Source organism: Bacteroides sp. AR29 (assembly GCF_900217715.1).
Lineage (GTDB): Bacteria > Bacteroidota > Bacteroidia > Bacteroidales > Bacteroidaceae > Bacteroides > Bacteroides uniformis.
Genome location: NZ_OBMS01000009.1, coordinates 1 through 23,997, shown reverse-complemented (window position 1 = coordinate 23,997; position 23,997 = coordinate 1). Strand labels below are relative to the sequence as shown.

The 23,997-nt window shown below is 50.4% G+C and carries 24 protein-coding genes and 1 pseudogene; 22 read left to right on the top strand and 3 right to left on the bottom strand.

The window, feature by feature from the left end:
* Positions 1 to 237: 237 nt before the first annotated feature.
* The 4 genes from CSD97_RS07635 to CSD97_RS07620 all read left to right on the top strand — a co-directional run bounded on the left by CSD97_RS07635 (position 238) and on the right by CSD97_RS07620 (position 6,207).
* Positions 238 to 660 (top strand): dihydrofolate reductase family protein, encoded by a 423-nt coding sequence (locus CSD97_RS07635; protein ID WP_004291474.1) that lies wholly within the window; start codon positions 238 to 240, stop codon positions 658 to 660.
* A 238-nt stretch (positions 661 to 898) separates the two neighbouring features.
* Positions 899 to 1,504: an RteC domain-containing protein gene (locus CSD97_RS07630; protein ID WP_004304269.1), complete on the top strand. Its 606-nt coding sequence runs from the start codon at positions 899 to 901 to the stop codon at positions 1,502 to 1,504.
* Positions 1,505 to 1,805: 301 nt separating this feature from the next.
* Positions 1,806 to 2,936, top strand: a complete 1,131-nt coding sequence (locus CSD97_RS07625; RefSeq protein WP_004291480.1) for an ATP-binding protein — start codon at positions 1,806 to 1,808, stop codon at positions 2,934 to 2,936.
* A 16-nt stretch (positions 2,937 to 2,952) separates the two neighbouring features.
* Positions 2,953 to 6,207 carry a P-loop NTPase fold protein gene (locus CSD97_RS07620; RefSeq protein ID WP_004291481.1) on the top strand — a complete coding sequence of 1,085 codons (3,255 nt, stop codon included), beginning with the start codon at positions 2,953 to 2,955 and terminating at the stop codon, positions 6,205 to 6,207.
* 131 nt (positions 6,208 to 6,338) lie between these two features.
* On the opposite strand, the gene mobC is transcribed toward CSD97_RS07620, so the two are convergent.
* From mobC to mobA, 3 genes are read right to left on the bottom strand one after another with little or no spacing between them, the layout of a single operon-like run.
* Positions 6,339 to 8,357, bottom strand: a complete 2,019-nt coding sequence (gene mobC / locus CSD97_RS07615) for a conjugal transfer protein MobC (protein WP_004291482.1) — start codon at positions 8,355 to 8,357, stop codon at positions 6,339 to 6,341.
* A 30-nt stretch (positions 8,358 to 8,387) separates the two neighbouring features.
* Positions 8,388 to 9,635 (bottom strand): conjugal transfer protein MobB, encoded by a 1,248-nt coding sequence (gene mobB, locus CSD97_RS07610; protein WP_004291483.1) that lies wholly within the window; start codon positions 9,633 to 9,635, stop codon positions 8,388 to 8,390.
* On the bottom strand, positions 9,614 to 10,042 hold the full coding sequence (gene mobA / locus CSD97_RS07605; protein WP_004291488.1) for a conjugal transfer protein MobA: 429 nt from the start codon (positions 10,040 to 10,042) through the stop codon (positions 9,614 to 9,616). Before mobA ends, mobB begins: the two co-directional genes overlap by 22 nt.
* A 421-nt stretch (positions 10,043 to 10,463) precedes the next feature.
* Here mobA and CSD97_RS07590 point away from each other — a divergent pair, with 421 nt between their 5' ends.
* The 18 genes and pseudogenes from CSD97_RS07590 to CSD97_RS07505 form a co-directional block, all read left to right on the top strand.
* Entirely contained in the window at positions 10,464 to 11,513 is a 1,050-nt protein-coding gene (locus CSD97_RS07590) for a ParA family protein (RefSeq protein WP_098032212.1), read from the top strand.
* Positions 11,514 to 11,515: 2 nt separating this feature from the next.
* Positions 11,516 to 11,953 (top strand): DUF3408 domain-containing protein, encoded by a 438-nt coding sequence (locus CSD97_RS07585; RefSeq protein ID WP_098032211.1) that lies wholly within the window; start codon positions 11,516 to 11,518, stop codon positions 11,951 to 11,953.
* A 1-nt stretch (position 11,954) separates the two neighbouring features.
* Positions 11,955 to 12,308 carry a DUF3408 domain-containing protein gene (locus tag CSD97_RS07580; RefSeq protein WP_098032210.1) on the top strand — a complete coding sequence of 118 codons (354 nt, stop codon included), beginning with the start codon at positions 11,955 to 11,957 and terminating at the stop codon, positions 12,306 to 12,308.
* A gap of 16 nt (positions 12,309 to 12,324) precedes the next feature.
* The gene (locus CSD97_RS07575; RefSeq protein WP_098032209.1) at positions 12,325 to 13,053 is read left to right on the top strand and encodes a conjugal transfer protein TraD; all 729 of its coding nucleotides are present in this window, start codon (positions 12,325 to 12,327) and stop codon (positions 13,051 to 13,053) included.
* A 197-nt stretch (positions 13,054 to 13,250) separates the two neighbouring features.
* Positions 13,251 to 13,568 carry a DUF4134 domain-containing protein gene (locus tag CSD97_RS07570; RefSeq protein ID WP_057317083.1) on the top strand — a complete coding sequence of 106 codons (318 nt, stop codon included), beginning with the start codon at positions 13,251 to 13,253 and terminating at the stop codon, positions 13,566 to 13,568.
* A gap of 10 nt (positions 13,569 to 13,578) precedes the next feature.
* On the top strand, positions 13,579 to 13,911 hold the full coding sequence (locus CSD97_RS07565; protein ID WP_098032208.1) for a DUF4133 domain-containing protein: 333 nt from the start codon (positions 13,579 to 13,581) through the stop codon (positions 13,909 to 13,911).
* Entirely contained in the window at positions 13,908 to 16,412 is a 2,505-nt protein-coding gene (locus tag CSD97_RS07560) for a TraG family conjugative transposon ATPase (protein ID WP_098032207.1), read from the top strand. Before CSD97_RS07565 ends, CSD97_RS07560 begins: the two co-directional genes overlap by 4 nt.
* A gap of 32 nt (positions 16,413 to 16,444) precedes the next feature.
* Positions 16,445 to 16,825, top strand: a complete 381-nt coding sequence (locus CSD97_RS07555; RefSeq protein WP_098032255.1) for a DUF3876 domain-containing protein — start codon at positions 16,445 to 16,447, stop codon at positions 16,823 to 16,825.
* A gap of 26 nt (positions 16,826 to 16,851) precedes the next feature.
* Positions 16,852 to 17,481: a DUF4141 domain-containing protein gene (locus CSD97_RS07550; protein WP_098032206.1), complete on the top strand. Its 630-nt coding sequence runs from the start codon at positions 16,852 to 16,854 to the stop codon at positions 17,479 to 17,481.
* 3 nt (positions 17,482 to 17,484) lie between these two features.
* Positions 17,485 to 18,489 carry a conjugative transposon protein TraJ gene (gene traJ, locus CSD97_RS07545; protein WP_098032205.1) on the top strand — a complete coding sequence of 335 codons (1,005 nt, stop codon included), beginning with the start codon at positions 17,485 to 17,487 and terminating at the stop codon, positions 18,487 to 18,489.
* Positions 18,490 to 18,521: 32 nt separating this feature from the next.
* Complete coding sequence (gene traK / locus CSD97_RS07540; RefSeq protein ID WP_098032204.1) at positions 18,522 to 19,145, top strand: conjugative transposon protein TraK; 624 nt, start codon at positions 18,522 to 18,524, stop codon at positions 19,143 to 19,145.
* 6 nt (positions 19,146 to 19,151) lie between these two features.
* On the top strand, positions 19,152 to 19,430 hold the full coding sequence (locus CSD97_RS07535; protein ID WP_098032203.1) for a TraL conjugative transposon family protein: 279 nt from the start codon (positions 19,152 to 19,154) through the stop codon (positions 19,428 to 19,430).
* Positions 19,411 to 20,763 (top strand): conjugative transposon protein TraM, encoded by a 1,353-nt coding sequence (gene traM, locus CSD97_RS07530; protein ID WP_098032202.1) that lies wholly within the window; start codon positions 19,411 to 19,413, stop codon positions 20,761 to 20,763. The genes CSD97_RS07535 and traM overlap by 20 nt, the downstream gene beginning before the upstream one ends.
* 46 nt (positions 20,764 to 20,809) lie before the next feature.
* Positions 20,810 to 21,799, top strand: coding sequence for a conjugative transposon protein TraN (traN, locus tag CSD97_RS07525; protein WP_098032201.1), 990 nt, complete (start codon positions 20,810 to 20,812; stop codon positions 21,797 to 21,799).
* 2 nt (positions 21,800 to 21,801) lie between these two features.
* The gene (locus tag CSD97_RS07520) at positions 21,802 to 22,377 is read left to right on the top strand and encodes a conjugal transfer protein TraO (RefSeq protein WP_098032200.1); all 576 of its coding nucleotides are present in this window, start codon (positions 21,802 to 21,804) and stop codon (positions 22,375 to 22,377) included.
* A 4-nt stretch (positions 22,378 to 22,381) separates the two neighbouring features.
* Complete coding sequence (locus tag CSD97_RS07515) at positions 22,382 to 22,801, top strand: hypothetical protein (protein WP_098032199.1); 420 nt, start codon at positions 22,382 to 22,384, stop codon at positions 22,799 to 22,801.
* Positions 22,798 to 23,702: pseudogene (locus CSD97_RS07510) on the top strand (toprim domain-containing protein). Before CSD97_RS07515 ends, CSD97_RS07510 begins: the two are co-directional and overlap by 4 nt.
* The coding region (locus tag CSD97_RS07505) for a TraQ conjugal transfer family protein (protein WP_143272415.1) at positions 23,686 to 23,997 on the top strand (312 nt) is incomplete at its 3' end. The pseudogene CSD97_RS07510 and the gene CSD97_RS07505, both read left to right, overlap by 17 nt.

Genomic DNA, 23,997 nt, shown 5'->3' with positions numbered 1-23,997 from the left:
GAAAAACGGCGATTGGCAGGAGCTTTTCGCCGCCAACATATAGGATAAGACCGCAAGGCGTTTCAAGCGAAAATCTGGTAAATTGGAACTACGGAGACGATTGCGTGATGCTTATGCTATGCTTACGCATAGCGTGCATTCACGTACTCTCCGTAAAGGCTTTACCAGAGCCATCGCTTGAAGGTAGTGTGAATTGCACGCTACTTTTTTACCCTTGCCTAACGAAAGGAAACGATTATGGGTAAAGTTCAGATTCTCGCCGTACTGACGATGGACGGATGTCTTTCTTCAGAGTTATATGATAAAGCACATCAGGATTTGTGCCTTGACCGTTGCGGTCTTGATGAAATCAGGAAGAAAGCCTTTTACCGTGTGACACCGGACTATTCCATTTCAATGCTGCACGAATGGAGAAAAGACTGCACAAACATCCGTTACCTCGCGGAAGCCACACCGGACACGGCAGACTATATAAACGGACTGCTGCGGATGCACGCTGTGGATGAAATCATACTATACACCGTTCCTTTCATATCCGGAAGCGGACGACATTTTTTTAAGTCGGCTCTGCCAGAGCAACACTGGACGCTTTCCTCTTTGAAAAGCTATCCCAACGGTGTATGTCGCATTATCTATATCCTTGATAAAAAAGCAAGATAGCCAAAATGTGCGGCAAGCATACATTTCTATTTTCAGGAATAGAATAAATGTTCCGATTACAAACAATTTAAGTCGGAGATAATTTGTCCTTGTGAAAAAATACTGAATTTTATACCTCTGAAATCCAGCACTTTGTAAAATTGAGTGTTGGATTTTTTATTTTCTGCCGCGTTTTTTGCCAATTATATTCATGTGCGCACGCAGAAAACAAAGTGTAATTTTCAAAATTGACAGAACCATGAATTATTTCTTGCTGGCGGAAACCGACTTTTTCCGCCTGATAAACGAAGCCGGCGACTGCAATATGGAAACGGCATACACGGCTTTCGCCACCCAAGTGATCGAACTGTGCAACGGCGGCATGGACATGAACCTTACCGTCATCGCGCTTGCCTACATCGAAATCGAGTTGCAGCACCATCCCGTACGTAATCTGTCAGAAGAAAAAAGAGAGATTGCCGCCTACGTCAGCAAGGCTCTGTCTTTCGTAAGAAAGATGCAGAAATTCCTTGCCACGCCCCAAGTGCCACCACTAATATCCGCCAACAACGCAACAGAAACCACCGCCAGCCTTCTTCAATGGACGGGCAATGCCATCGACCTCGTGGAACTTATCTACGGCATAGACGTGATGGGCTGCATCAACAACGGCAATATGCCGCTCAAACAGCTCGCCCCACTTCTCTATAAGATATTCGGGGTTGATTCTAAAGACTGCTACCGCTTCTACACTGATATCAAACGCCGGAAGAACGAAAGCCGCACCTATTTCATTGACAGGATGCAGGAAAAACTGAACGAGAGAATGTTGCGTGATGAGGAGTTGGAGCGGATGAGAAAATAAAAAAATATCCATTACATATGAGAAGACAGGAATACTCGTATCCTGTCTTTTTATTTTCATTTAATTATATATTAATTAGCACAATATATGTGAGTTTTTCATTCCTATAAGGACAAATTTCAGAAACGTATGTCTGGTAAATTATTGAGTCATCATAGTATGAACATATATCATTACTAAAAACAATGAAACAACTTCCATAAGATTGTGGTTGTAAAAATCGCCATTTAATAGCCCGTTTTTTTTGTAAAATTCGCCAATTAAAAAAATATGATTATCTTTGCATTATATTTTATAAGGTATGGAAACAGTAAATAGAATACTTCAAGAGAAGATTACAGCACGAATCGCGCCCAATAAAGCAGTACTGATTTTTGGTGCTCGCCGTGTTGGTAAAACGGTAATGATGCGTAAAATTGTGGACAACTATTCAGGTAGGACGATGATGCTCAACGGCGAAGACTACGACACATTAGCACTATTGGAGAATCGCTCAATAGCCAATTATCGGCATTTATTGGATGGTATTGATTTGCTGGCTATTGATGAGGCACAGAACATACCACAAATCGGTAGTATTCTGAAGTTGATAGTTGATGAAATACCGGGAATAAGTGTCTTGGCAAGTGGTTCTTCGTCATTCGATTTGCTGAATAAGACTGGTGAACCGTTGGTCGGCCGCAGTACGCAATTTCTCCTTACACCATTCTCGCAACGGGAAATCGCACAGACGGAAACGGCACTTGAAACCCGCCAGAACCTCGAAGCGCGCTTGATTTACGGTTCCTATCCCGAAGTAGTAATGATGGAGAACTATGAACGTAAAACAGACTACCTACGTGATATTGTCGGTGCATACCTGCTTAAAGATATCTTAGCAATTGACGGCTTAAAAAATTCGAGCAAGATGCGCGATCTACTGCGATTGATAGCTTTTCAGTTGGGCAGCGAAGTTTCTTACGAAGAGTTAGGTAAACAACTCGGCATGAGCAAGACGACCGTTGAAAAATACCTCGACCTATTGGAAAAGGTCTTCGTTATCTATCGTCTGGGGGCTTATTCGCGTAACCTACGCAAGGAGGTTACAAAAGCTGGCAAGTGGTACTTCTACGACAACGGCATTCGCAATGCCATTATCGGGGCTTTCTCACCGCTGGCCATTCGGCAGGATGTCGGTGCGCTGTGGGAGAACTACATCATCGGAGAGCGGCGCAAAGCGAACTTCAATGAGGGACTGCACAGGGAGTTCTATTTCTGGCGCACCTACGACAAACAGGAAATCGACCTGATTGAGGAGAGTGCCGACAGTCTTACCGCCTTGGAGTTCAAGTGGGGAAATAAAATGCCGGCCGCACCGAAAGCCTTCCAAGAAGCCTATCCCTATGCCGAGTTTCATGTGGTAAATCGGGAGAATTATTTGGAGTTCGTATAATCAATAAATTACGTATATGGAAACAAAACTACAATCCAAACAGCAATATCCGCGGTTTATCCAAAATAAACCGTGTGGTATTGACAAATTCGATGGAGGTTCGCAAGAAAGGTTGGCAAAAACTATTGCTCGCCATTTTTGTCAGAATGATTCATTGGATGAGGAATGTACTTTACCTCGAATTATCGGCATCGAAGGTATTTGGGGATCTGGAAAATCCAACGTGGTTAAAATGTTGGAACGTGAATTATCAGACGACTATTACTTTTTTGAGTATGACGCATGGGGACATCAAGAGGACTTGCAACGCCGCTCTATATTGGAATTGCTTACAAGCAAACTTATTGATGATGGTATCCTATCTGGAAATGCAACAATAAAAGTCAAAGGTGGAGGTACGAAAACCGTATCATGGTCTGAAAAGCTGAAATATTTATTAGCCCGTAAAACGGAGACCGTAACCGAAAAATATCCCCTTATCAGTAATGGTATGGTTGCGGCATTTTTGGTTGCAGTTTTAACTCCGATATTTACATTTATTGCGTATGCAGTAAAACCTACACCCACAACATGGTGGTTTTCTTTATTGTCTATTATCATAGCTGCACTGCCAGTTCTTATTGCATTGTGCGTTTGGAAATGGGCATATAGCAAAGATCATAAATATGGATGGAGTTATATGTTAGCTATTTATCAAGATAAAGTCGAAAAGGACGTTTGCTATGAGACTTTGAGCGAAGACGAACCAACGGTTTACGAGTTCAAAACATGGATGCAAGACATTTCTGATTTTATCAAGGAAAAAGGACAACGTAAATTAGTCCTTGTTTTTGACAACATGGATCGTCTCCCCGCTGAAAAAGTAAAAGAATTATGGTCTTCTATCCATACGTTCTTCGCCGATAGCGGTTTTGAAAATGTTTGGGCTGTTATTCCTTTCGATGAAACACATTTAGCTTGTGCATTCGGAGATGAGACCGACGAACAAACGAAACAACTGACCAAGTATTTTATCAATAAAACTTTCCCTATTGTTTATCGTGTTGCTCCTCCTGTTATTACCGACTATCGAAGTATATTCAACAAACTGTTTGTTGAAGCATTTGGAGAAACAGAAAATGAAGCGAAAGAAACTATAAATCGGATATTCAGATTGGTAAATCCTAATGCCAATGTTAGGGAAATTATATCATATATCAATGAGATGGTCGCTCTTAAACAAGAGTGGTGTAACGAAATTTTGATGATAAACATAGCATTGTTCTGTTTGAAGAAGACGGATATTCTGGCAAATCCAGTAGAACAAATATTGTCCGGCGACTATCTGAATGGCATTCAAACAATAATTAACAATGATCTGCAAACACAACGCGAAATTGCAGCTTTGGTATATGGTGTCGATGTTGAAGATGCTCGACAAATTCCATTGAAAAAATATATTGAAGGCTGCATCAACGGAGAAGAAGACCACGACATAAATCAATATGCAGAGACTAATAAACAATTTGACACTGTATTAGAAGAAGTTATACAATGTATGGACAATGCGCTTATCGATAAGATTATACATTGTTTGCATAAATTAACTCGAAAGAGCGATGTTATTCTGCGTGTATGGCAAAGAATAGCACAATTGAAATTAAAAGAATCCATAGAGAAGCAGGTGTTCCCTGTCGAATACCAAGAACTGCTGTTGCATTTAGACACGGAAAGCCAAAACCATGTGATTGCTCAATTATATAAGAAGATAGTTCGGTTCAATGACTTCAATGGCGGCGACTATTTCAAAACGTTAGATGCAATAGACAGGTTTATTGCGCAAAATAAGTTGGCGTGCGATTTTACGTCATTGATTGAAGCAAAAACAGTCAAGCCAAATACATTTATCGATTATATTCAAGCTGCAAATGCAACAGATGCTGCCTATCGGGATAACGCGACAACTAAAGCATATAAATATTATCAAGTAGCAACAAATTCGGAGGCGCTCGATAATTATTTGGCAAACTTACTACCCGATAATTTCGACCATGCAGATATTGTAAAAACGTTAAAAGATAATTCTACCTATACGTTTCCAACGCTTTTGCAAGCGATCACGAATTGCATTGATGAACAGAATGTAAATAAAGATAATATAGGGGCTATATTTACAACCTATCGTTTATTGGCATCTGACGAAGAAAGACCTTTACCTGTAACGTTAGATTCAACCTACATAAATCAGTTGCATTCTGAATTAGAAACTGATGGCCGAAACATTAAAGAGTCTGGATATTACGATTTAGTCGCCATGCAATTGGCACATGGTCATTCCGTTTCCTTAATAGAGGGTGGAGATATAAAATATGTTGCAGAACTCATGGACTATTATGTGGATCATGGAGACTTATTAGTAAATAGTGTGGGATGGAATATACCGCTATTAAATGAAACACTACAATACATGGTAAATCATAAACTTGGCTATAAATTATTGCTCTCAGACATATTGCCCCAATTTGAAGATATTAAGAACAGAATAGGTGTAACGGATGAGGTATTTATCGAGCATTTAGCAGAGTGGAATACCGATTTGGATAAGTATATCACTAAGAACAATATTAAAGATGTAATTCCTGACGCATCTTTTTACGATTTGACCACTAAAATAAGCAATGTCCTGACCGATCATATCAATAAAATAGCGTTCGAAGCGTTGTCTGAAATAAGTGTTGATACATTATACGCCCAAAGAACAGCACATACATCATATTATTGGTTTGTCGCAATAAAACATTTACTGGCTAAAATCAAATCCTTGCCAGATAACTTGACTGAATTTGGCAAAAAGATTCTGATGGATATTGCTTCTGGAACTCAAAGTTTGAATCCTTTCCCTAATTGTTTCAAGAATATAGTTGAAAGATTGGATAAACGAAAAATTAAATCGACAGTTACCGATATAAGAAATGATTTCTGCATCGGTAAAAAGACTATCAATGCAATAAAGTTTCAATTTTTCGAAACATGGCTTAGATCGCATGGTAATTTGAAAAGTCAAGCTGGAGACGTTATTGATAAAATAGTGAAACCTGTAATTTCCGATGGGGCATGCCGTTCATTGATTCTGCAAAACAAAGATTTTTATATGGATTTAATAAATACAGCAGGGGATGATGCTTATGAATTGAAAAAGAGTCTCCGAAACCTCATACAAAAAGATTCAGATCCGCAATTGGTTAAATTTGTCAATTCGATAGATTCAGTACCTGAGGTTGAAACCGCGTAAGTATTTGTCTAACAAGTCCGAATTTTACGATTTTACCCGTCAGAACTGAAGTGCCCCCCAAAAAAATTGTATCCAACTTTTGGGGGGCACTTCAAACTTCGATAGGGATAATTTTCAATTTTGGGGACTTGTTAGACAGTCTCATTATCTGGTAGCAGTTTACACAGCACCGGATCGTTTTTGATACGCTCCAGTTCCTCCTGCACAATCTGCTTCACCTCTTCCTTGATGCGCCGGTAGTTCGCCTGCACCGTTTCCTTCATGCGGTCGTTGCCGTCCTCGTCCGTGAAGTTTGTAATGACGGGAATTTTCTTGTAGGCACTTTCTTCCCGTTTCACCTTTTCGGCATCCACCACAATCTCGCAATGAAAAATCTTCTGCTCGATACGCTCGTTGAAGTTGTCGGATACAGAACCGACAAACATTCCCTGCGTAAGCCCGGAAATCTTACTCGGTGGAATGAGCGCGTCCATCTGCGTGTTGATGGAGGTGGAAACATCCTGCCGGTTGATGGAGATGGACTGCCGTTTCTGCAACACCTTACCGAACCGCTCGGAGAGCGTCTTGGCTGTTTCCCCCACCACCTGACCGGAGAAAATATTGCCGACAGTGTTCATCACCACTTTCGCCTCTTTGTCCCCGTAGTCACGCACTAACTGGCTGAAATCCTGAAAGCCCAGACACACGGCAACCTTGTTGCTTCGGGCGGTAGCTATAAGATTGTCCAACCCTTTGAAGTATATTGTGGGCAACTCGTCGATGATGACCGATGACTTCAGCATCCCCTTCTTGTTGATGAGCTTCACGATACGGGAATTATACAGACCGAGTGCCGCACCGTAGATATTCTGACGGTCGGGATTGTTACCCACGCAGAGGATTTTCGGCTCTTCGGGATTGTTGATGTCCAGCGTAAACTCGCTGTCTGACATCACCCAGTAGAGCTGCGGTGAAATCATCCTCGAAAGCGGGATTTTTGCCGACGCTATCTGACCCATGAGCTGCTCCGCAGCCCCTCCAAGCCACGCATCCATGAACGGCGAAAGGTAGTTCTCCAGCTCCGGATAAGAGGTCAGTATCGGAAATATATCCTCGTAACGGCGGTTCAGAAACTCGATAGCATGGGGAAACGTGCAAAACTTCCCGTTCTGATAGATTTTGAGATACCAGATAATACTGGCAAACAGAATGATAGGTGACTCCACGAAGAAGTCGCCCTGCTTTTGCACCCACGTTTTATTGAGGTTGAGCATTATTGTGTAGGCACTCTCATAGGCATCCGTAATATCTTCCATAAAATCCGGGTGAATGGGATTGCACCGATGAGAGCGTCGCGGGTCGTCGAAGTTGATCACATAGAACTTCGGCTTTACCTTGTAGCCGTCCGGGTGGTTCAGCAAATGGTTGTAGGCAATAGTAGATAGGTCGGGATACTTGAAATCGTAGATGTATTGACTAAAGCCCTTTTCAATCTGTTGCTTGATAAAATTGTTTACCACGGCATAGGACTTGCCGCTGCCCGGCGTACCCAACACGATGGACGCACGGAAGGGATTAACTACATTGATCCAACCGTTGTTCCAGCGTTTCCTGTAATAGAAACGTGTCGGCAGATTGACCGAATACTCGCTTTCGATAAGCCTCGTTTCCTGCATGAAACTCTCGTTCTCGTTGTTGAAAACATCCTCCATCAAATTGTGTTTCAACAGGCGGCTCATCCACAGACCACCCATCAACAGGCAGACATAGCCCGTTCCAATGGTAAGGACATACAGTCCCGTCACCGCTTCAAGCGGCAGCGGCAGGGGCAGCAACCACCAGTTCAGGAAAAACAGCACGAACCCGACGGCAAATGCTGTCCAGATTCTCCCCCAAGTGATTTTCTCACCCTTGACACCCTTCGTACCCAGACAGGACAAGGCAAGCAAAAGGACGGAAAACAGCTTCGTGTAGAGAATGGAATGGAACAGCCCCGCCGTGCGGTCGAAGTTCAGAAGGATTTTGTCCACCACGCCGATGTTCACGCCCCACAGCCGGATGGCTTCGTAGCAGAACCAGTACACGTTCATGACCACTAAAATGATACTCACGGCACGCAGAAAATCCATGATTTTCGCCAATGCCCTCAAATCGTCTTCTTGTTGTGACATACATTGATTTTTTAATTGTTGATACTCTGATTACATACCCAAGCCCTTGCGTTTTTTCTTCTTTTTGCGCTTCATCGCCCGGATGAAAGCCTCTTCCTCGGCATCTACCGCCGGACCTTCGGGAGTGAGCAAGCCCATACCGCCCGATATATCTTCACTGTCGTAGGCGGTCTGCCCGTGTGCCTTGTCCGCAGCATCCACAGGGATGGATAGCGGTATCGGCGGTTGTCCGGCGTATGGCAGGGTGAAGTGTTCCTGCAAGGCATTCGCCGAAAGCTCCTTACCCATGCGCGAACCGTTCAGCACGCATCCCGTGCGGTGGTCGATGAAGGTAGCCCCATAGATGCGCCCTTCCTCTGTGTAGCGCAGTACGGTGTCGATGCCCTTCTCTTTGAGTTGGGATACAAATTTGTCCTTGTCATAAGTGCCTTGCAGCACGGAAAGGACGGTGCGTTTCGTCATGTCTGCCAGTTTCCTATCCTTGATTTCCGATTTGGAACGGACAAACTTCTTCTGTACGGCTTCATAGCCTGCGGACTTCCCGAAAAGCGAGGATTTGAACGGGTTGCCCACCTTGTTACCCTTGTCGTCCGTGACGGAATAGACCAGCCCGTGATACTCCCGTCCGCGCACGTTGCCCCTCGCTTCCTCCACCGTCATATTATATAAGGAAAGGAGCGCACGGTATTCGCCCATCGTCTGGAAACGGTACTGCCCATTCAGAGCCTTCACGGTGTTGCCTACCTGCTTCTTCACATCACCTGCCGATGCGGCCACCTTGCGCAACGGATTATCCAATCTCTGATTTTTACGTTCTGCCGGATGCAATCCGTACTTCTGTTCCAGTTCCCTGCGGATACGGTCGCTGCGGCGGTAGAGAAAATCCCGGTTGAGCCTTTTCCCGTTCTCGTCCACGTTGACCGTCACGATGTGCAGGTGGTGGCGGTCGATGTCCTCGTGCTTGAATACAAGATAAGGCTGGTTTCCGAAACCGAGTTTTTCCAGATACTCGCGGGCGATATTCTGCAACTCAATATCGGTCAGCACATCCTCCGGGTGCGGGTTGAGAGAGATATGCACCACCGGCTTCTCGATCTTCATCTGCGGTGGCAGGAAGGTGAGAAAACCCTCCATCGCCTTGCCTATGTCCACCGTTCCCGAACCGTCATTGTAGATGCGGTTGGTGGTGAGAAGCCGCCCCTGCGCCTCGTTAATCTTCTCCCCGTTGTAGGCAATCGCGCCGTACAACGAACTTCCTACACTGATTTTTGCGACCATTTTGCCTCCATTTCCCTTGAAAGTTCCACAATCCGGCGGCTCAGTTTCACGAGTTCGACGGTGTGTTGCTCTAATTTGTAGAGCAACGCCATCGCCTTTTTCTCTGAAAAATGCAGCCTCAGTTCCTTCACGACTTGGTTGTAATTCGTACCCACGGCACGGAATTGTGCATGAAAATCCGACAGTTTGGTGTAATAGTCCACCAACGTCTTGTCCACCTTCAGCACCTTGAACGGTTGCCCGAAGAAGTGCGCTTTGAGGAAAACAGACCGTGCATAGACACCCGATTTTCCGAACATGGCGAGGAAACGGTTGTGTTCCTCCTCGTTGAAACGGACGGTGTACCGGTACACCGCCGGATCAAGTTTGGGATTTCTCCCTGATTTGCTTTTCCTTTTCTCTTTCATATTACTTTGGATTTAGCGGATTGACGGCATAAGCCGCCGCTTCGGATTACAGCACCGCAGTTCTGAAAGGCTTCCCGACTTCGGAGGGAAAGCCCGCCCCCTGCAAGGGCAAGTGCTTTTCGTGGCTGCTCAAAATATTTTGAGCGGCTGAAAAGACATCTTGCTATGTTCAGGTGAACATAAAAATCCGTCAGGGGACGGATGGAAAAGATACCTTTCAGGACTCCGGCTGCGCCACTATCGGCGAACCCTGCTGTCCGGGGGCAAAGTTACACCCTTAACGCGGTATCGGACAGATGCTTGACTCGGTCAATGACTGCCAACCAGCGCAACGTGCTGCCACTTGCCGGAGAAGTGATACAAGTTCCAGAATATACTTGTTTATTTGCAGCATGATTCAAGAAACGAACGATTTGAAGATATGAGAAAAGGAACCTTAAAATACCCGGAAACCCGCTTCTGCGGATACTTGCCGAAGCGGATGTCCGAACCGTCGGAAACCCGGTTCTCCGACAATTCGGTGACGTATGGATTCAATGACTTCATGACGCAATGTCGTCATTCATCACTTGTCCGCCGCACCGCTTCACCACAGAACCGGATACGCGACGACCCGCCTGCGCGTGTAGTCAAGGAAGCGGATGGTGCGACAGCCAAATCCGCATGGAAACAGAAAAACAAATCATCAACAAATAAAATGTATAGAACTATGAGTAAGGAAATCTTCGTTGCATTCGCAACACAGAAAGGTGGTATCGGCAAATCCACCGTCACGGCACTTGCCGCCAGCTACCTGCACAACGTGAAAGGCTACAATGTCGCCGTCGTGGACTGCGACGACCCCCAGCACAGCATCCACGGGCTGCGTGAACACGAAACGGGGCTGATTGACAGCAGCACCTACTTCAAGGCTCTTGCCTGCGACCATTTCCGCAAAATCAAGAAGAACGCCTACACCATCGTCAAGAGCAACGCGGTGGACGCCCTCGACGATGCCGAGAGGATGATCGCCACCGAAGATGTGAAACCCGATGTGGTGTTCTTCGATATGCCCGGCACACTCCGAAGCAACGGCGTGATAAAGACGCTCTCGCAGATGGACTACATCTTCACTCCGCTGAGTGCCGACCGCTTTGTCGTGGAGAGTACCCTGAAATTCGTCACGATGTTCCGCGACAGGCTGATGACGACCGGACAGGCGAAAACAAAGGGGTTTTATCTGTTCTGGACGATGGTGGACGGCAGGGAGAGGAACGACCTGTACGGCATCTACGAGGAAGTGATCGCCGAAATGGGCTTCCCGGTGCTTTCCACCCGTCTGCCCGACAGCAAGAAGTTCCGCCGCGACCTTTCGGAAGAGCGCAGGAGCGTGTTCCGCTCCACCATCTTCCCGATGGACACGGCACTGTTGAAAGGGAGCGGCATCCGTGAGTTTTCCGAAGAGATAAGCGACATCATCAGACCGCAGTGAGCATGGGCAGCAGGAAAGTGAACACGGAAGGCATCGACGAGGAACTGTTGTTAGCCTCCATCGGGCGACGCACTCAGGAGGTGGCACGCCCCACGCAGGAAGTCCCCGCAGCCGTACCGACCGAAGAAAGCACCGCCGCACCGGAACCGCCTCCTGCGCAACCCGCCACACGGGAAAAAGCGCAGAGGGAAGGCAACCGCCGGAAAAGGCAGGACGAGGACTATAACGAGCTGTTCCTGCGCCGCAACGAGATAAAGACCCGCCAGTGTGTCTATATCAGCCGCGATGTCCACGGCAAAATCCTCAGAATCGTGAACGACATCGCCGGAGGTGAAATCTCGGTAGGCGGCTATGTGGATACCGTGCTGCGTCAGCATCTGGAGCAGCACAAGGAGAGAATTAACGAACTGTATAAAAAACAACGGGAAGATTTAATCTGACATGAAAAAGGAAAAGAACAAAAAAAGAAGAGTGCCGCAGCAAGACGGCAAGGGCATGGTTGCCCAAATGCAGACGAGCGTGGAAATCATATCGCTTGCCACGGAAATCTGCAAATGCAGTGAGAAAGACTATGAGCGTCTGTTCATCCGTGAACCCGAAGTGAAGGCGCGAGCGGGAAAGATGGCGTATGTGCGCCCGGAGTACCACGACCGCATCATGCGCATCATCCGCGTAATCGGGCATGACAGGCTCACCCTGTCCGCCTACATCGACCATGTGCTGACCCAGCATTTCGACCAGTGCGAGGATGCCATAAGAAGCCTTTACGCCAAGAATTACAACCCGGTATTTTAACCCAGACAGGAAGCGTATGAATGAAACAATAAGCATAACAGACATTCTGCTGACGGTATCGGTCGGCTGCAACCTGTGGTTCCTGTTCCTGCTCCTTTACGAGCGCATCATGGACACGCGGATTGTCCGCTTCTTCAAGGGCATCGCCGGATTGTGGCGGTCGTCGGGCAGCACGGAGATAAAGCAGGAAACAGCGCAAGAGGAAGCCCCTGCGGAAAATGCGGACATCATCGGCAAGAGCCGTTTCAGGATGGCTTCAACCCGGACAACCGCTGCCATACCGACGCAACAAGCCGCCACTTCGGAAAAAGGCATTGAGTTGTCGGCGGAAGACACTACTTTTGACGACGGAAACACGGAAACCGCCTCACCGACAGCGCAAGTCCCGGAGGAAAAACTCGATGAAACATTCACGAGCATACCGCCGGAGGAACTGGAGTTCGGCGAGGATGAACCGGAGGAGGACGCTTCGGATACACCACAGGCTTCGGGCAACAGCTTTGACGAGATTGACGATGCCTGCAAGACCGCCAAGAACCCGGACGCGACACAGGCGGAACGTGAAAAGGCGGCAAAGGTGTTCACCGACATGGAAGGCACGGAACTGTACGATAAAATGATGGAAGGCTCTTCGGAGATAGGCATCCGTATCAGGGGGCTTATCGAAATACGGATGAAAAAGCCTAAAAAGGTGTTCGTCGTGCCGGACAACATCGAGGAGTTCGACATCCGCAACTATGTGTGACGACAGAAAAAGGAAAGGACATGAAAGAATGACATCAACCCACGCGGCGAGGAAGCGCAAGGCGCATCCGGTCTGCAACGGACAGCCCAAGTCCGTGGAAACAAACGGGCGACCACTAAACCAAAGTAAAGTAACAGAGTATCAACCGCCCGACAAAGGACCATCCACCCTTTCGACGGCACAAAAAAGAACAGTTTATGAACAAGAACATTTTGAAAAACAGAAAAGCAATCCTCTCTGCGGCACTCATCATCGCCGCAACCGCCTCCGCCTTCGCGCAGGGAAACGGCATCGCGGGCATCAACGAAGCCACCTCTATGGTGAGTTCCTATTTCGACCCCGGCACGAAACTGATATACGCCATCGGCGCGGTCGTCGGGCTTATCGGGGGCGTGAAAGTCTATGGCAAGTTTTCATCGGGCGACCCCGACACCAGCAAGACAGCCGCCTCGTGGTTCGGCGCGTGCATCTTCCTGATTGTTGCCGCCACCATCCTGCGCTCATTCTTCCTTTAATAAACAACGTATGGCTGAATACCCGGTAAACAAGGGTATCGGCCGTCCGGTAGAGTTCAAGGGCTTGAAGGCTCAGTACCTCTTCATCTTCTGCGGAGGTCTGCTTGCTCTCTTCGTCCTGTTCATCATCCTCTATATGGTCGGTATCGACCAATGGATATGTATCGGCTTCGGCGCGGCATCGTCCTCCCTCCTTGTGTGGCAGACCTTCGCGCTGAACGCCCGGTACGGCGAACACGGGCTGATGAAACTGGGAGCGGCACGGAGCCATCCCCGATACCTTATCAACCGGCGGCGGATAACCCGACTGTTCAAACGACAACGAAAGGAAGAAAGACAATGAGGAATACATCGAAAATGACAACACTGGAAAACAAGTTCCCCCTGCTTGCGGTGGAGCATGGCTGCATCATCTCAAAGGACGCCGACATCACGGTGGCTTTCGAGGTGGAACTGCCGGAGCTTTACACCGTGACGGGCGCAGAGTACGAGGCTGTCCACGGCTACTGGTGCAAGGCGATCAAGGTGCTGCCGGACTACTCCGTCGTCCACAAGCAGGACTGGTTCATCAAGGAGAAGTACATGCCGGAACTGCAAAAGGACGGCATGAGCTTTTTAAGCCGTTCCTTCGAGCGTCACTTCAACGAGCGTCCGTACCTGAAACACACCTGCTACCTCTATCTGACCAAGACGACGAAGGAGCGTAACCGGATGCAGAGTAACTTCAGCACGCTGTGCCGCGGGCATATCATCCCGAAGGAGCTGGACAAGGAAACCACGACCAAGTTCTTGGAAGCCTGCGAACAGTTCGAGCGCATCATGAACGACAGCGGGCTTGTCCGCCTGCGCCGCCTATCCACCGACGAGATTGTGGGAACGGAAAAGTCCGTCGGACTGATTGAGCGTTACTTCTCGCTCATGCCGGAGGGCGACACCACCTTGCAGGACATCGAACTTTCGGCAAGGGATATGCGCATCGGCGACAACCGCCTGTGCCTGCACACCCTCTCCGATGCGGAAGACCTGCCGGGCAAGGTGGCAACCGATACCCGTTACGAGAAACTCTCCACCGACCGGAGCGACTGCCGCCTGTCATTCGCCTCTCCCGTGGGGCTGCTGCTCTCCTGCAACCACATCTACAACCAGTATGTGCTGATAGACAACAGCGAGGAAGCCTTGCAGAAGTTCGAGAAGTCCGCCCGCAATATGCAGTCGCTGTCCCGCTACTCAAGGAGCAACAGCATCAACCGCGAGTGGATAGACCAATACCTGAACGAAGCCCATTCCTACGGGCTGACCTCAGTACGGGCGCACTTCAATGTCATGGCGTGGAGCGACGACGCGGAAGAGCTGAAGCACATAAGGAACGACGTGGGAAGCCAGCTGGCGAGCATGGAGTGCGTGCCGCGCCACAACACCATCGACTGCCCGACACTCTACTGGGCGGCGATACCCGGCAACGCGGCTGACTTTCCGGCGGAAGAGAGTTTCCACACCTTCATCGAACAGGCGGTGTGCCTGTTCACGGAGGAAACCAACTACCGCAGTTCGCTATCACCCTTCGGCATCAAGATGGTGGACAGGCTCACGGGGAAGCCGCTGCACCTTGACATCAGCGACCTGCCGATGAAGCGGGGTATCACGACCAACCGCAACAAGTTCGTGTTAGGACCGTCAGGCAGCGGCAAATCTTTCTTTATGAATCACTTAGTTCGCCAATACTACGAACAAGGCACGCACGTCGTGTTGGTCGATACAGGAAACTCCTATCAGGGATTGTGCGGGATGATACAGCGCAAGACGGGCGGCGAGGACGGGGTGTATTTCACCTACACGGAAGAAAAGCCCATCAGCTTCAACCCGTTCTACACCGACGATTACGTCTTCGACGTGGAGAAGAAAGACAGCATCAAGACCTTGCTGCTGACGCTCTGGAAGTCGGAGGACGACAAGGTGACGAAGACCGAGAGCGGAGAGCTGGGCAGTGCCGTGAGTGCCTACATCGAGCGCATCAAGACCGACCGTAGCATCGTGCCGTCGTTCAACACCTTCTACGAGTATATGCGTGACGACTACCGCCGTGAGCTGGCTGAGCGTGACATCAAGGTGGAGAAGTCCGACTTCAACATCGACAATATGCTTACCACCATGCGGCAGTATTACCGGGGCGGACGTTACGACTTCCTGCTCAACTCCACGGAGAACATCGACCTGCTGAACAAGCGGTTCATTGTCTTCGAGATTGATTCCATCCGCGATAACAAGGAGTTATTCCCCATCGTGACAATCATCATCATGGAGGCTTTCATCAACAAGATGCGACGGCTGAAAGGGGTGCGGAAACAGCTCATCGTGGAAGAGGCTTGGAAGGCTCTCTCTTCAGCGAACATGGCTGAGTATCTGCGCTATATGTATAAGACCGTCAGGAAGTATTACGGCGAGGCGATCGTGGTGACGCAGGAGGTGGACGACATCATTTCCTCTCCCGTGGTCAAGGAGAGCATCATCAACAACTCCGACTGCAAGATACTTCTCGACCAGCGCAAGTACATGAACAAGTTTGACCAGATACAGGCGTTGCTCGGACTGACGGAAAAGGAGAAGGGGCAGATACTCTCCATCAACATGGCGAACAACCCTTCACGGCTCTACAAGGAGGTGTGGATAGGCTTGGGCGGCACACAGTCGGCGGTCTATGCCACAGAGGTCAGTGCTGAAGAGTATCTGGCGTACACCACCGAGGAAACGGAGAAAGTGGAGGTTTACCGTCTGGCGGAGAAGTTGGGCGGCGACATCGAAGCCGCCATCCGGCAGCTTGCCGAAAGGCGGAGAAACAACAGTTAATCATTAATCACCAACTAAAAACAAAAATGCGTATGAGTTTATCAAAAGTGAAAATGCTGCAAGTCAGCAAATGTCTGATCGGATTGGCGGTCGTGATGCTGCAATCCTGTGACGTGGAGGAAAACCGCCGCGATATGTTGTGCGGGAACTGGGAGAGCGTGGAGGGGAAGCCCGACGTGCTTATCTACAAGGAGGGCGAAGCCTACAAGGTGACGGTGTTCCGCCGGAGCGGTCTGCGCCGCAAGCTGAAACCGGAAACCTATCTCTTGCAGGAAGAGAACGGCAACCTGTTCATGAACACAGGCTTCCGCATCGACGTATCCTACAACGAGGCTACCGACGTGCTGACCTTCTCGCCCAACGGGGACTATGTACGGGTGAAGCCACAGCCGGAAAACCCGATTGAAGAATAACAACAACCACTAAAATCCAAAGTAACATGAGAACAAGAACAACAATGATTGTCTTCCTGTGCCTGCTTCTCGCAGGCAGGGCAAGCGCACAGTGGGCGGTGATAGACCCGTCCAACATCGCGCAGAGCATCGTGAACACCTCCAAGAACGTGGTGCATACCTCTACGACGGCTCAGAACATGGTGAAGAACTTTCAGGAAACCGTAAAGATTTATGAGCAGGGCAAGAAGTATTACGACGCTCTGAAATCGGTGAACAACCTTGTCCGGGATGCCCGCAAGGTGCAGCAGACCATCCTGATGGTGGGCGACATCACCGACATCTATGTGACCAACTTCCAGCGGATGATGCGTGACGACAACTTCACGGTGGAGGAATTAGGAGCCATCGCCTTCGGCTACACGAAGCTGTTGGAAGAGAGTAACGATGTGCTGACCGAACTGAAAAACGTGGTGAACATCACCACGCTCTCCATGACCGACAAGGAGCGCATGGACGTGGTGGAACGCTGCCACTCGAAGATGCGGCGATACCGAAACTTGGTATCGTACTACACCAACAAGAACATATCGGTGAGCTACCTCCGCGCGAAGAAGAAAAACGACCTCGACCGCATCATGGGGCTGTACGGGAACATGAACGAAAGATACTGGTAGCCTATGGAGTTCGACAACCTTCACCAGATACTCCGCTCGCTCTATGAGCAGATGATGCCGCTGTGCGAGGACATGGCGGGCGTGGCGAAAGGCATCGCCGGGCTGGGCGCGTTGTTCTACGTCGCCTACCGTGTATGGCAGTCGCTGGCGAGAGCCGAACCGATAGACGTGTTCCCGATGCTCCGTCCTTTTGCAATAGGTCTTTGCATCATGTTCTTCCCCACGGTGGTGCTTGGCACGATAAACAGCATCCTCTCGCCCGTGGTGCAAGGCACGGCGAAGATGCTGGAGGCGGAAACGCTCGACATGAACACCTACCGGCAGCAGAAGGACAAACTGGAATACGAGGCGATGATGCGCAACCCCGAAACCGCCTACCTTGTGTCCAACGAGGAGTTTGACAAACAGCTGGAGGAACTCGGCTGGTCGCCCGCCGACATGGTGACGATGGCGGGGATGTATATCGACCGTGGTATGTACAGCATGAAGAAGGGCATCCGCGACTTCTTCCGCGAGATACTGGAGCTGCTGTTCCAAGCCGCCGCCCTCGTGATAGACACCGTCCGCACCTTCTTCCTCGTGGTGCTGGCGATACTCGGTCCGATAGCCTTCGCCATATCGGTGTGGGACGGCTTCCAAAGCACGCTCACGCAGTGGATATGCCGCTACATACAGGTCTATCTGTGGCTTCCGGTATCGGATATGTTCAGCACCATACTGGCTAAGATACAGGTGCTGATGCTGCAAAGCGACATTGAGCGGATGCAGGCTGACCCGAACTTCTCGCTGGATTCGAGCGACGGGGTGTATATCGTGTTCCTCTGCATCGGCATCATCGGCTACTTCACCATCCCCACCGTGGCGGGCTGGATCATCCAAGCCGGAGGCATGGGCAGCTACAACCGCACCATGAACCAGATGGCGGGACGCGCCGGGGGCATGGCGGGCGGAGTCGCCGGGGCAACGGCAGGAAACGCGGTCGGTCGCATCGGCAAGCTGCTGAAATAACCAATGTGTAATCATAAAACGGAAAAAGTAAAATGGAATTCAAATCACTCAGAAACATCGAATCGTCGTTCAGGCAGATACGCCTGTTTGGTATCGTCTTCCTCTCGTTGTGCGCCGTGGTGACGGTGTGGAGCGTATGGAGTTCCTACCGCTTCGCCGAGAAGCAACGGGAGAAGATCTATGTGCTGGACAACGGCAAGTCGCTGATGCTCGCGCTGTCGCAGGACCTGTCGCAGAACCGTCCGGCGGAGGCACGGGAGCATATACGCCGCTTCCACGAGCTGTTCTTCACGCTCTCGCCCGAAAAGAGCGCGATTGAACACAACGTGAAGCGTGCGTTGCTGCTGGCGGACAAGAGCGTGTACCACTATTATTCGGACTTCGCCGAGAAGGGGTACTACAACCGCGTCATCGCCGGGAACATCAACCAAGTGCTGAAGGTGGACAGCGTGGTGTGCGACTTCAACGCCTATCCCTACCGCGCCGTGACCTACGCCACGCAGAAAATCATCCGGCAGAGCAACGTCACCGAGCGCAGCCTCGTGACCACCTGTCGCCTGCTGAACGCCTCACGGTCGGACGACAACCCCAACGGCTTCACCATCGAGGGGTTCACCATCATCGAGAACAAAGATTTACAGACAATCAAAAGGTAACGGATTATGAAACGGAAACTTCAAGACAAGAGAAAACAAATCGTGGCAAAAGTCAAAGGCTATCTTGACGGTTTGCCGCCGGAAACACGCCGCCGCATCGTGCTGGGGATGCTTGCCGCCTTCGCGGTGCTTGCCCTCTACACCTTCGGCAGAGCCGTCTATGACATCGGCAGAAACGACGGCTCACGCATGGAAACGGGACACGCCGGACAGGTGGAACTGCCGACCCCGGCAGAAACAGACAATCACTTAATACCTTATTTATATGGAACAGAAGAAGAATGAACCGACGAAAGAGAACAAAGCCGCTCCCGATGCTGGAAAACCGAAAAAGGAGCGCGAACCGCTGACCGAGGCGCAACGGCTGAAACGGCAGAAGATGATAGTCCTGCCTGCTATGGTGCTGGTGTTCATCGGGGCGATGTGGCTGATATTCGCCCCGTCCACCGGTAAGGAACAGAAACCGGGAACGGACGGCTACAACACCGAGATGCCCGATGCTGACAAGGAGAACAGGCTGATTATCGGCGACAAGCTGAAAGCCTACGAGCATGGGGAGATGGAAGAGCGGTTGGAGAGCCGCAACCGTGCCATCGGGCAGTTGGGCGATATGTTCGACCGTGAGGTGGCGCAGATGGAGGACGGAAAGGACTTCGACCTCGCCAATCCGGGCGGCAAGGAGGAAACGGCACAGCCAGCCACGCCGCAGACCATCCGATCCTCCGCTGCCGCCTACCGTGACCTGAACGCCACACTCGGCAACTTCTATGAACAGCCGAAGGAGGACAACTTCGAGATGGAAGAACTGTTGGAGCGCATCACCTCGCTGGAATCGGAACTTGAGAGCGAGAAAGGCAAGGCAAATGCCGTGGACGACCAAGTGGCACTTATGGAAAAGTCCTACGAACTGGCTGCAAAGTATATGGGCGGTCAGAACGGCAGACAACCATCAGCGGAACAGTCGGCAGAGCCTGCCACCGTACAGAAAGGAAAGAAGAACACGGCAATGCCTATCAAAAAGGTGGAGCATCAAGTGGTTTCCTCACTATCACAGCCCATGAGCAACGCGGAGTTTGTCGCCACCTTCTCGCAGGAGCGCAACCGGAATTTCAACACGGCTGTCGGCACGGCGGAGGTATCGGACAGGAACACCATCCCGGCGTGTGTGCATGGAGCGCAGAGCGTGACGGACGGGCAGACGGTAAGGCTCCGCCTGCTGGAACCGATGGCGGTGGCGGGCAGGACAATCCCCCGCAATGCGGTGGTGGTCGGCACGGGAAAGATACAGGGAGAGCGGCTCGACATCGGGATCACCTCGCTGGAATACGACGGCACGATTATCCCCGTGGAACTTGCGGTCTATGACACAGACGGACAGTCCGGCATCTTCATCCCGAACTCGATGGAGATGAACGCCGTCAGGGAGGTCGCCGCCAACATGGGCGGCTCGTTAGGGAGCAGCATCAACATCTCCACCAACGCCGGGGCGCAACTCGCCTCCGACTTGGGCAAGGGGCTGATACAAGGCACGAGCCAGTATATCGCCAAGAAGATGCGAACCGTCAAGGTGCATCTGAAAGCCGGATACAGGGTCATGCTCTATCAGGAAAAGGACTGAAAACAACAATCAATCAAAAAATATTTACCACTAAAATCCAAAAGTAATGAGAAAAGTAATCATCATGTTTGCCCTCGCTATGGGCATCGCATCTGCCAACGCGCAGGAGAATGTAACCGTTGAACAGAACAACGGAAGTAATGAACAGCCGACCTTGACAAAAGAGGTCTATCCGCAGAAGGAGGCGGACGGCGACCTGTATCACGGTCTGTCGCGCAAGCTGACCTTCGACCGCATGATACCGCCGCACGGTCTGGAAGTGACCTACGACAAGACCGTCCACGTCATTTTTCCGGCGGAGGTGCGCTACGTCGATTTAGGCTCGCCCGACCTGATTGCCGGAAAAGCCGATGGAGCCGAGAACATCATTCGCGTGAAGGCTACCGTGCGGAATTTCCCCAACGAAACCAATATGTCCGTAATCACCGAGGACGGAAGTTTCTACACCTTCAACGTGAAGTATGCCGCCGAACCGCTGTTGCTCAACGTGGAGATGTGCGACTTCATCCATGACGGCAGCACGGTGAACCGTCCGAACAACGCGCAGGAAATCTATCTGAAAGAATTAGGCAGCGAAAGCCCGATGCTGGTACGCCTTATCATGAAGTCCATCCACAAGCAGAACAAGCGCGAGGTGAAGCATATCGGCTGCAAGCGTTTCGGCATCCAGTACCTTTTGAAAGGCATCTACACGCACAACGACTTGCTCTACTTCCACACGGAGATAAAGAACCAGAGTAACGTGCCTTTCGATGTGGACTACATCACTTGGAAAATCGTGGACAAGAAGGTGGCGAAGCGTATCGCCGTGCAGGAGCAGATCATCCTGCCGCTCCGTGCGCAGAACTACGCCACACTCGTGCCGGGCAAGAAGAGTGAGCGCACGGTCTTCACGATGGCGAAGTTCACCATCCCCGACGACAAGTGCCTCGTGGTGGAGTTGAACGAGAAGAACGGCGGCCGTCACCAATCCTTCGTGATTGAGAACGAGGATTTGGTACGCGCCAATACCATCAACGAACTTCAAGTGCGCTGACCATGAGAAAGTACATCGCAACAATCATCGCGTCGCTTGCCCTTTTCACGGGGCAGGCGCACGCCCAGCGATGCCTGCCGAAGATGCAGGGCATCGAGGTAAGGGCGAACATGGCGGACGGCTTCAATCCCGGTGGCAAGAACGGCGGGTACAGCTTCGGGGCGGCACTCTCCACCTACACAAAGAAAGGGAACAAGTGGGTGTTCGGTGGCGAATACCTACTGAAGAACAACCCCTACAAGGACACCAAGATACCCGTGGCGCAGTTCACGGCGGAGGGCGGCTATTACTTCAAGATACTGTCGGATGCCCGAAAAATCGTGTTTGTCTATGCCGGGGCTTCGGCTCTCGCCGGATATGAATCGGTGAATTGGGGTAAAAAAGTGCTGCATGACGGCTCCACGCTGCACGACCGGGACGCCTTCATCTACGGCGGTGCGCTGACGCTCGATGTGGAGTGCTATGTGGCAGACCGTATATCCTTGCTTGCCAACCTGCGTGAGCGTTGCCTGTGGGGTGGCGACACGAGGAAGTTCCACACGCAGTTAGGGTTCGGTGTAAAATTCATAATCGGATGAGCCTATGGGACTGACTGTGATTGACCTTGACATCAAAAATCTTTCCCTTGAAGATTTTATGAGGGCTATGGGCTATGAGCCTGTCGATAGAAACGCCAACCTGCTGATATACGAGTCGCCGTATTCGACAAAAGGCAATATCATCGTGGATACCGGCATAAACTGCTGGTATGACAAGGAGAAACCCGATAAGACCTATGGAGGGATTTACGACCTCGCCCATGAAATTACCGGAAGTGCCAACCGCTCGGAACTCAACCTGTTCATCGCATCCGAAATGAAAAAGGTGCGTGAGGTGAAGATGTACGGCGTCACTGCAAACGGCAAGGAGGCTGACGGAAACATTGTCGTGGCTTCACCCGTAAGGAACGCCAACCAGCCGAAGCCGGAACCACCCAAAAGGAAACGGGGGATGCGCCTATGAACATTGACGAACTCCGAAAAATCCCGCTGGCGGACTTCCTTGCACGGTTGGGGCATGAGCCAGTCAGAAGGAGCGGAAACGAGTTGTGGTATCTCGCCCCGTACAGGGGCGAGCGCACACCCTCTTTCCGTGTGAACGTGGCGAAACAGCTCTGGTACGACTTCGGGCTTGGCAAGGGCGGCGACATATTCACGCTTGCCTGTGAGTTTCTGCAAAGCGATGACTTTATGGCGCAGGCGAGGTTCATAGCGGAAGCCGCCAATATGACGGTTGCCGGATGGGAAAAGCCCACCTATCTCCCTAAGCCGGCCGAACCCGTCTTTGAGGATGTGGAGGTCGCCCCGTTGCTCAGCTCTCCGCTGACGGAGTATCTTGCGGAACGGTGCATCCCTTACGCCACCGCATCCCGCCACTGCTGCCGCCTAAATTACGGTGTGCGTGGGAAACGGTATTTTGCCATCGGTTTCCCGAACATGGCAGGGGGCTATGAAGCCCGAAGCCGCTTTTTCAAAGGGTGCATCCCGCCAAAAGATGTGTCTTTGGTAAAGGCGAGGGAAATCCCGGCTGGCGAGTGCCTCGTGTTCGAGGGCTTCATGGACTTCCTTTCGGCTGAAACGCTCCAAGTAACCGGTAACGCGGACTGCCTTGTGCTGAACTCCGTCGCCAACGTGAAGAAGGCGGTGGAACTGCTGGACGGCTACGGGCGTATCGGCTGCTTCCTCGACCGTGACGAAGCTGGACAGCGGACGCTTGCCACACTAACCGGACAATACGGGGAACGTGTCACCGACCGTTCCGTCCTCTATGACGGTTGCAAGGACTTGAACGAGTATCTGCAACAGACAACAAAAAAAGAAAAAACAACCATCTAAAAATCGAAGAATATGAATATACTGAATAACAGAAACAAGAGAACATCAATCTTCAAGGCGGTGGCGTTGTGCCTGATAGCCGCCGTGTCATTCACTCTCGTGTCGTGCGACGACGACATGGACATCCAACAGTCTTATCCCTTTACGGTGGAGGTGATGCCCGTGCCTAACAAGGTGACGAAGGGGCAGACGGTGGAAATCCGCTGTGAACTGAAAAAGGAGGGCGACTTCGCCAATACGCTCTACACCATCCGCTATTTTCAGTTCGAGGGGTGGAAAATCCAGTGTAAGCTGCCCCCTAAAACCAAGCGATTCTGCCCCCTT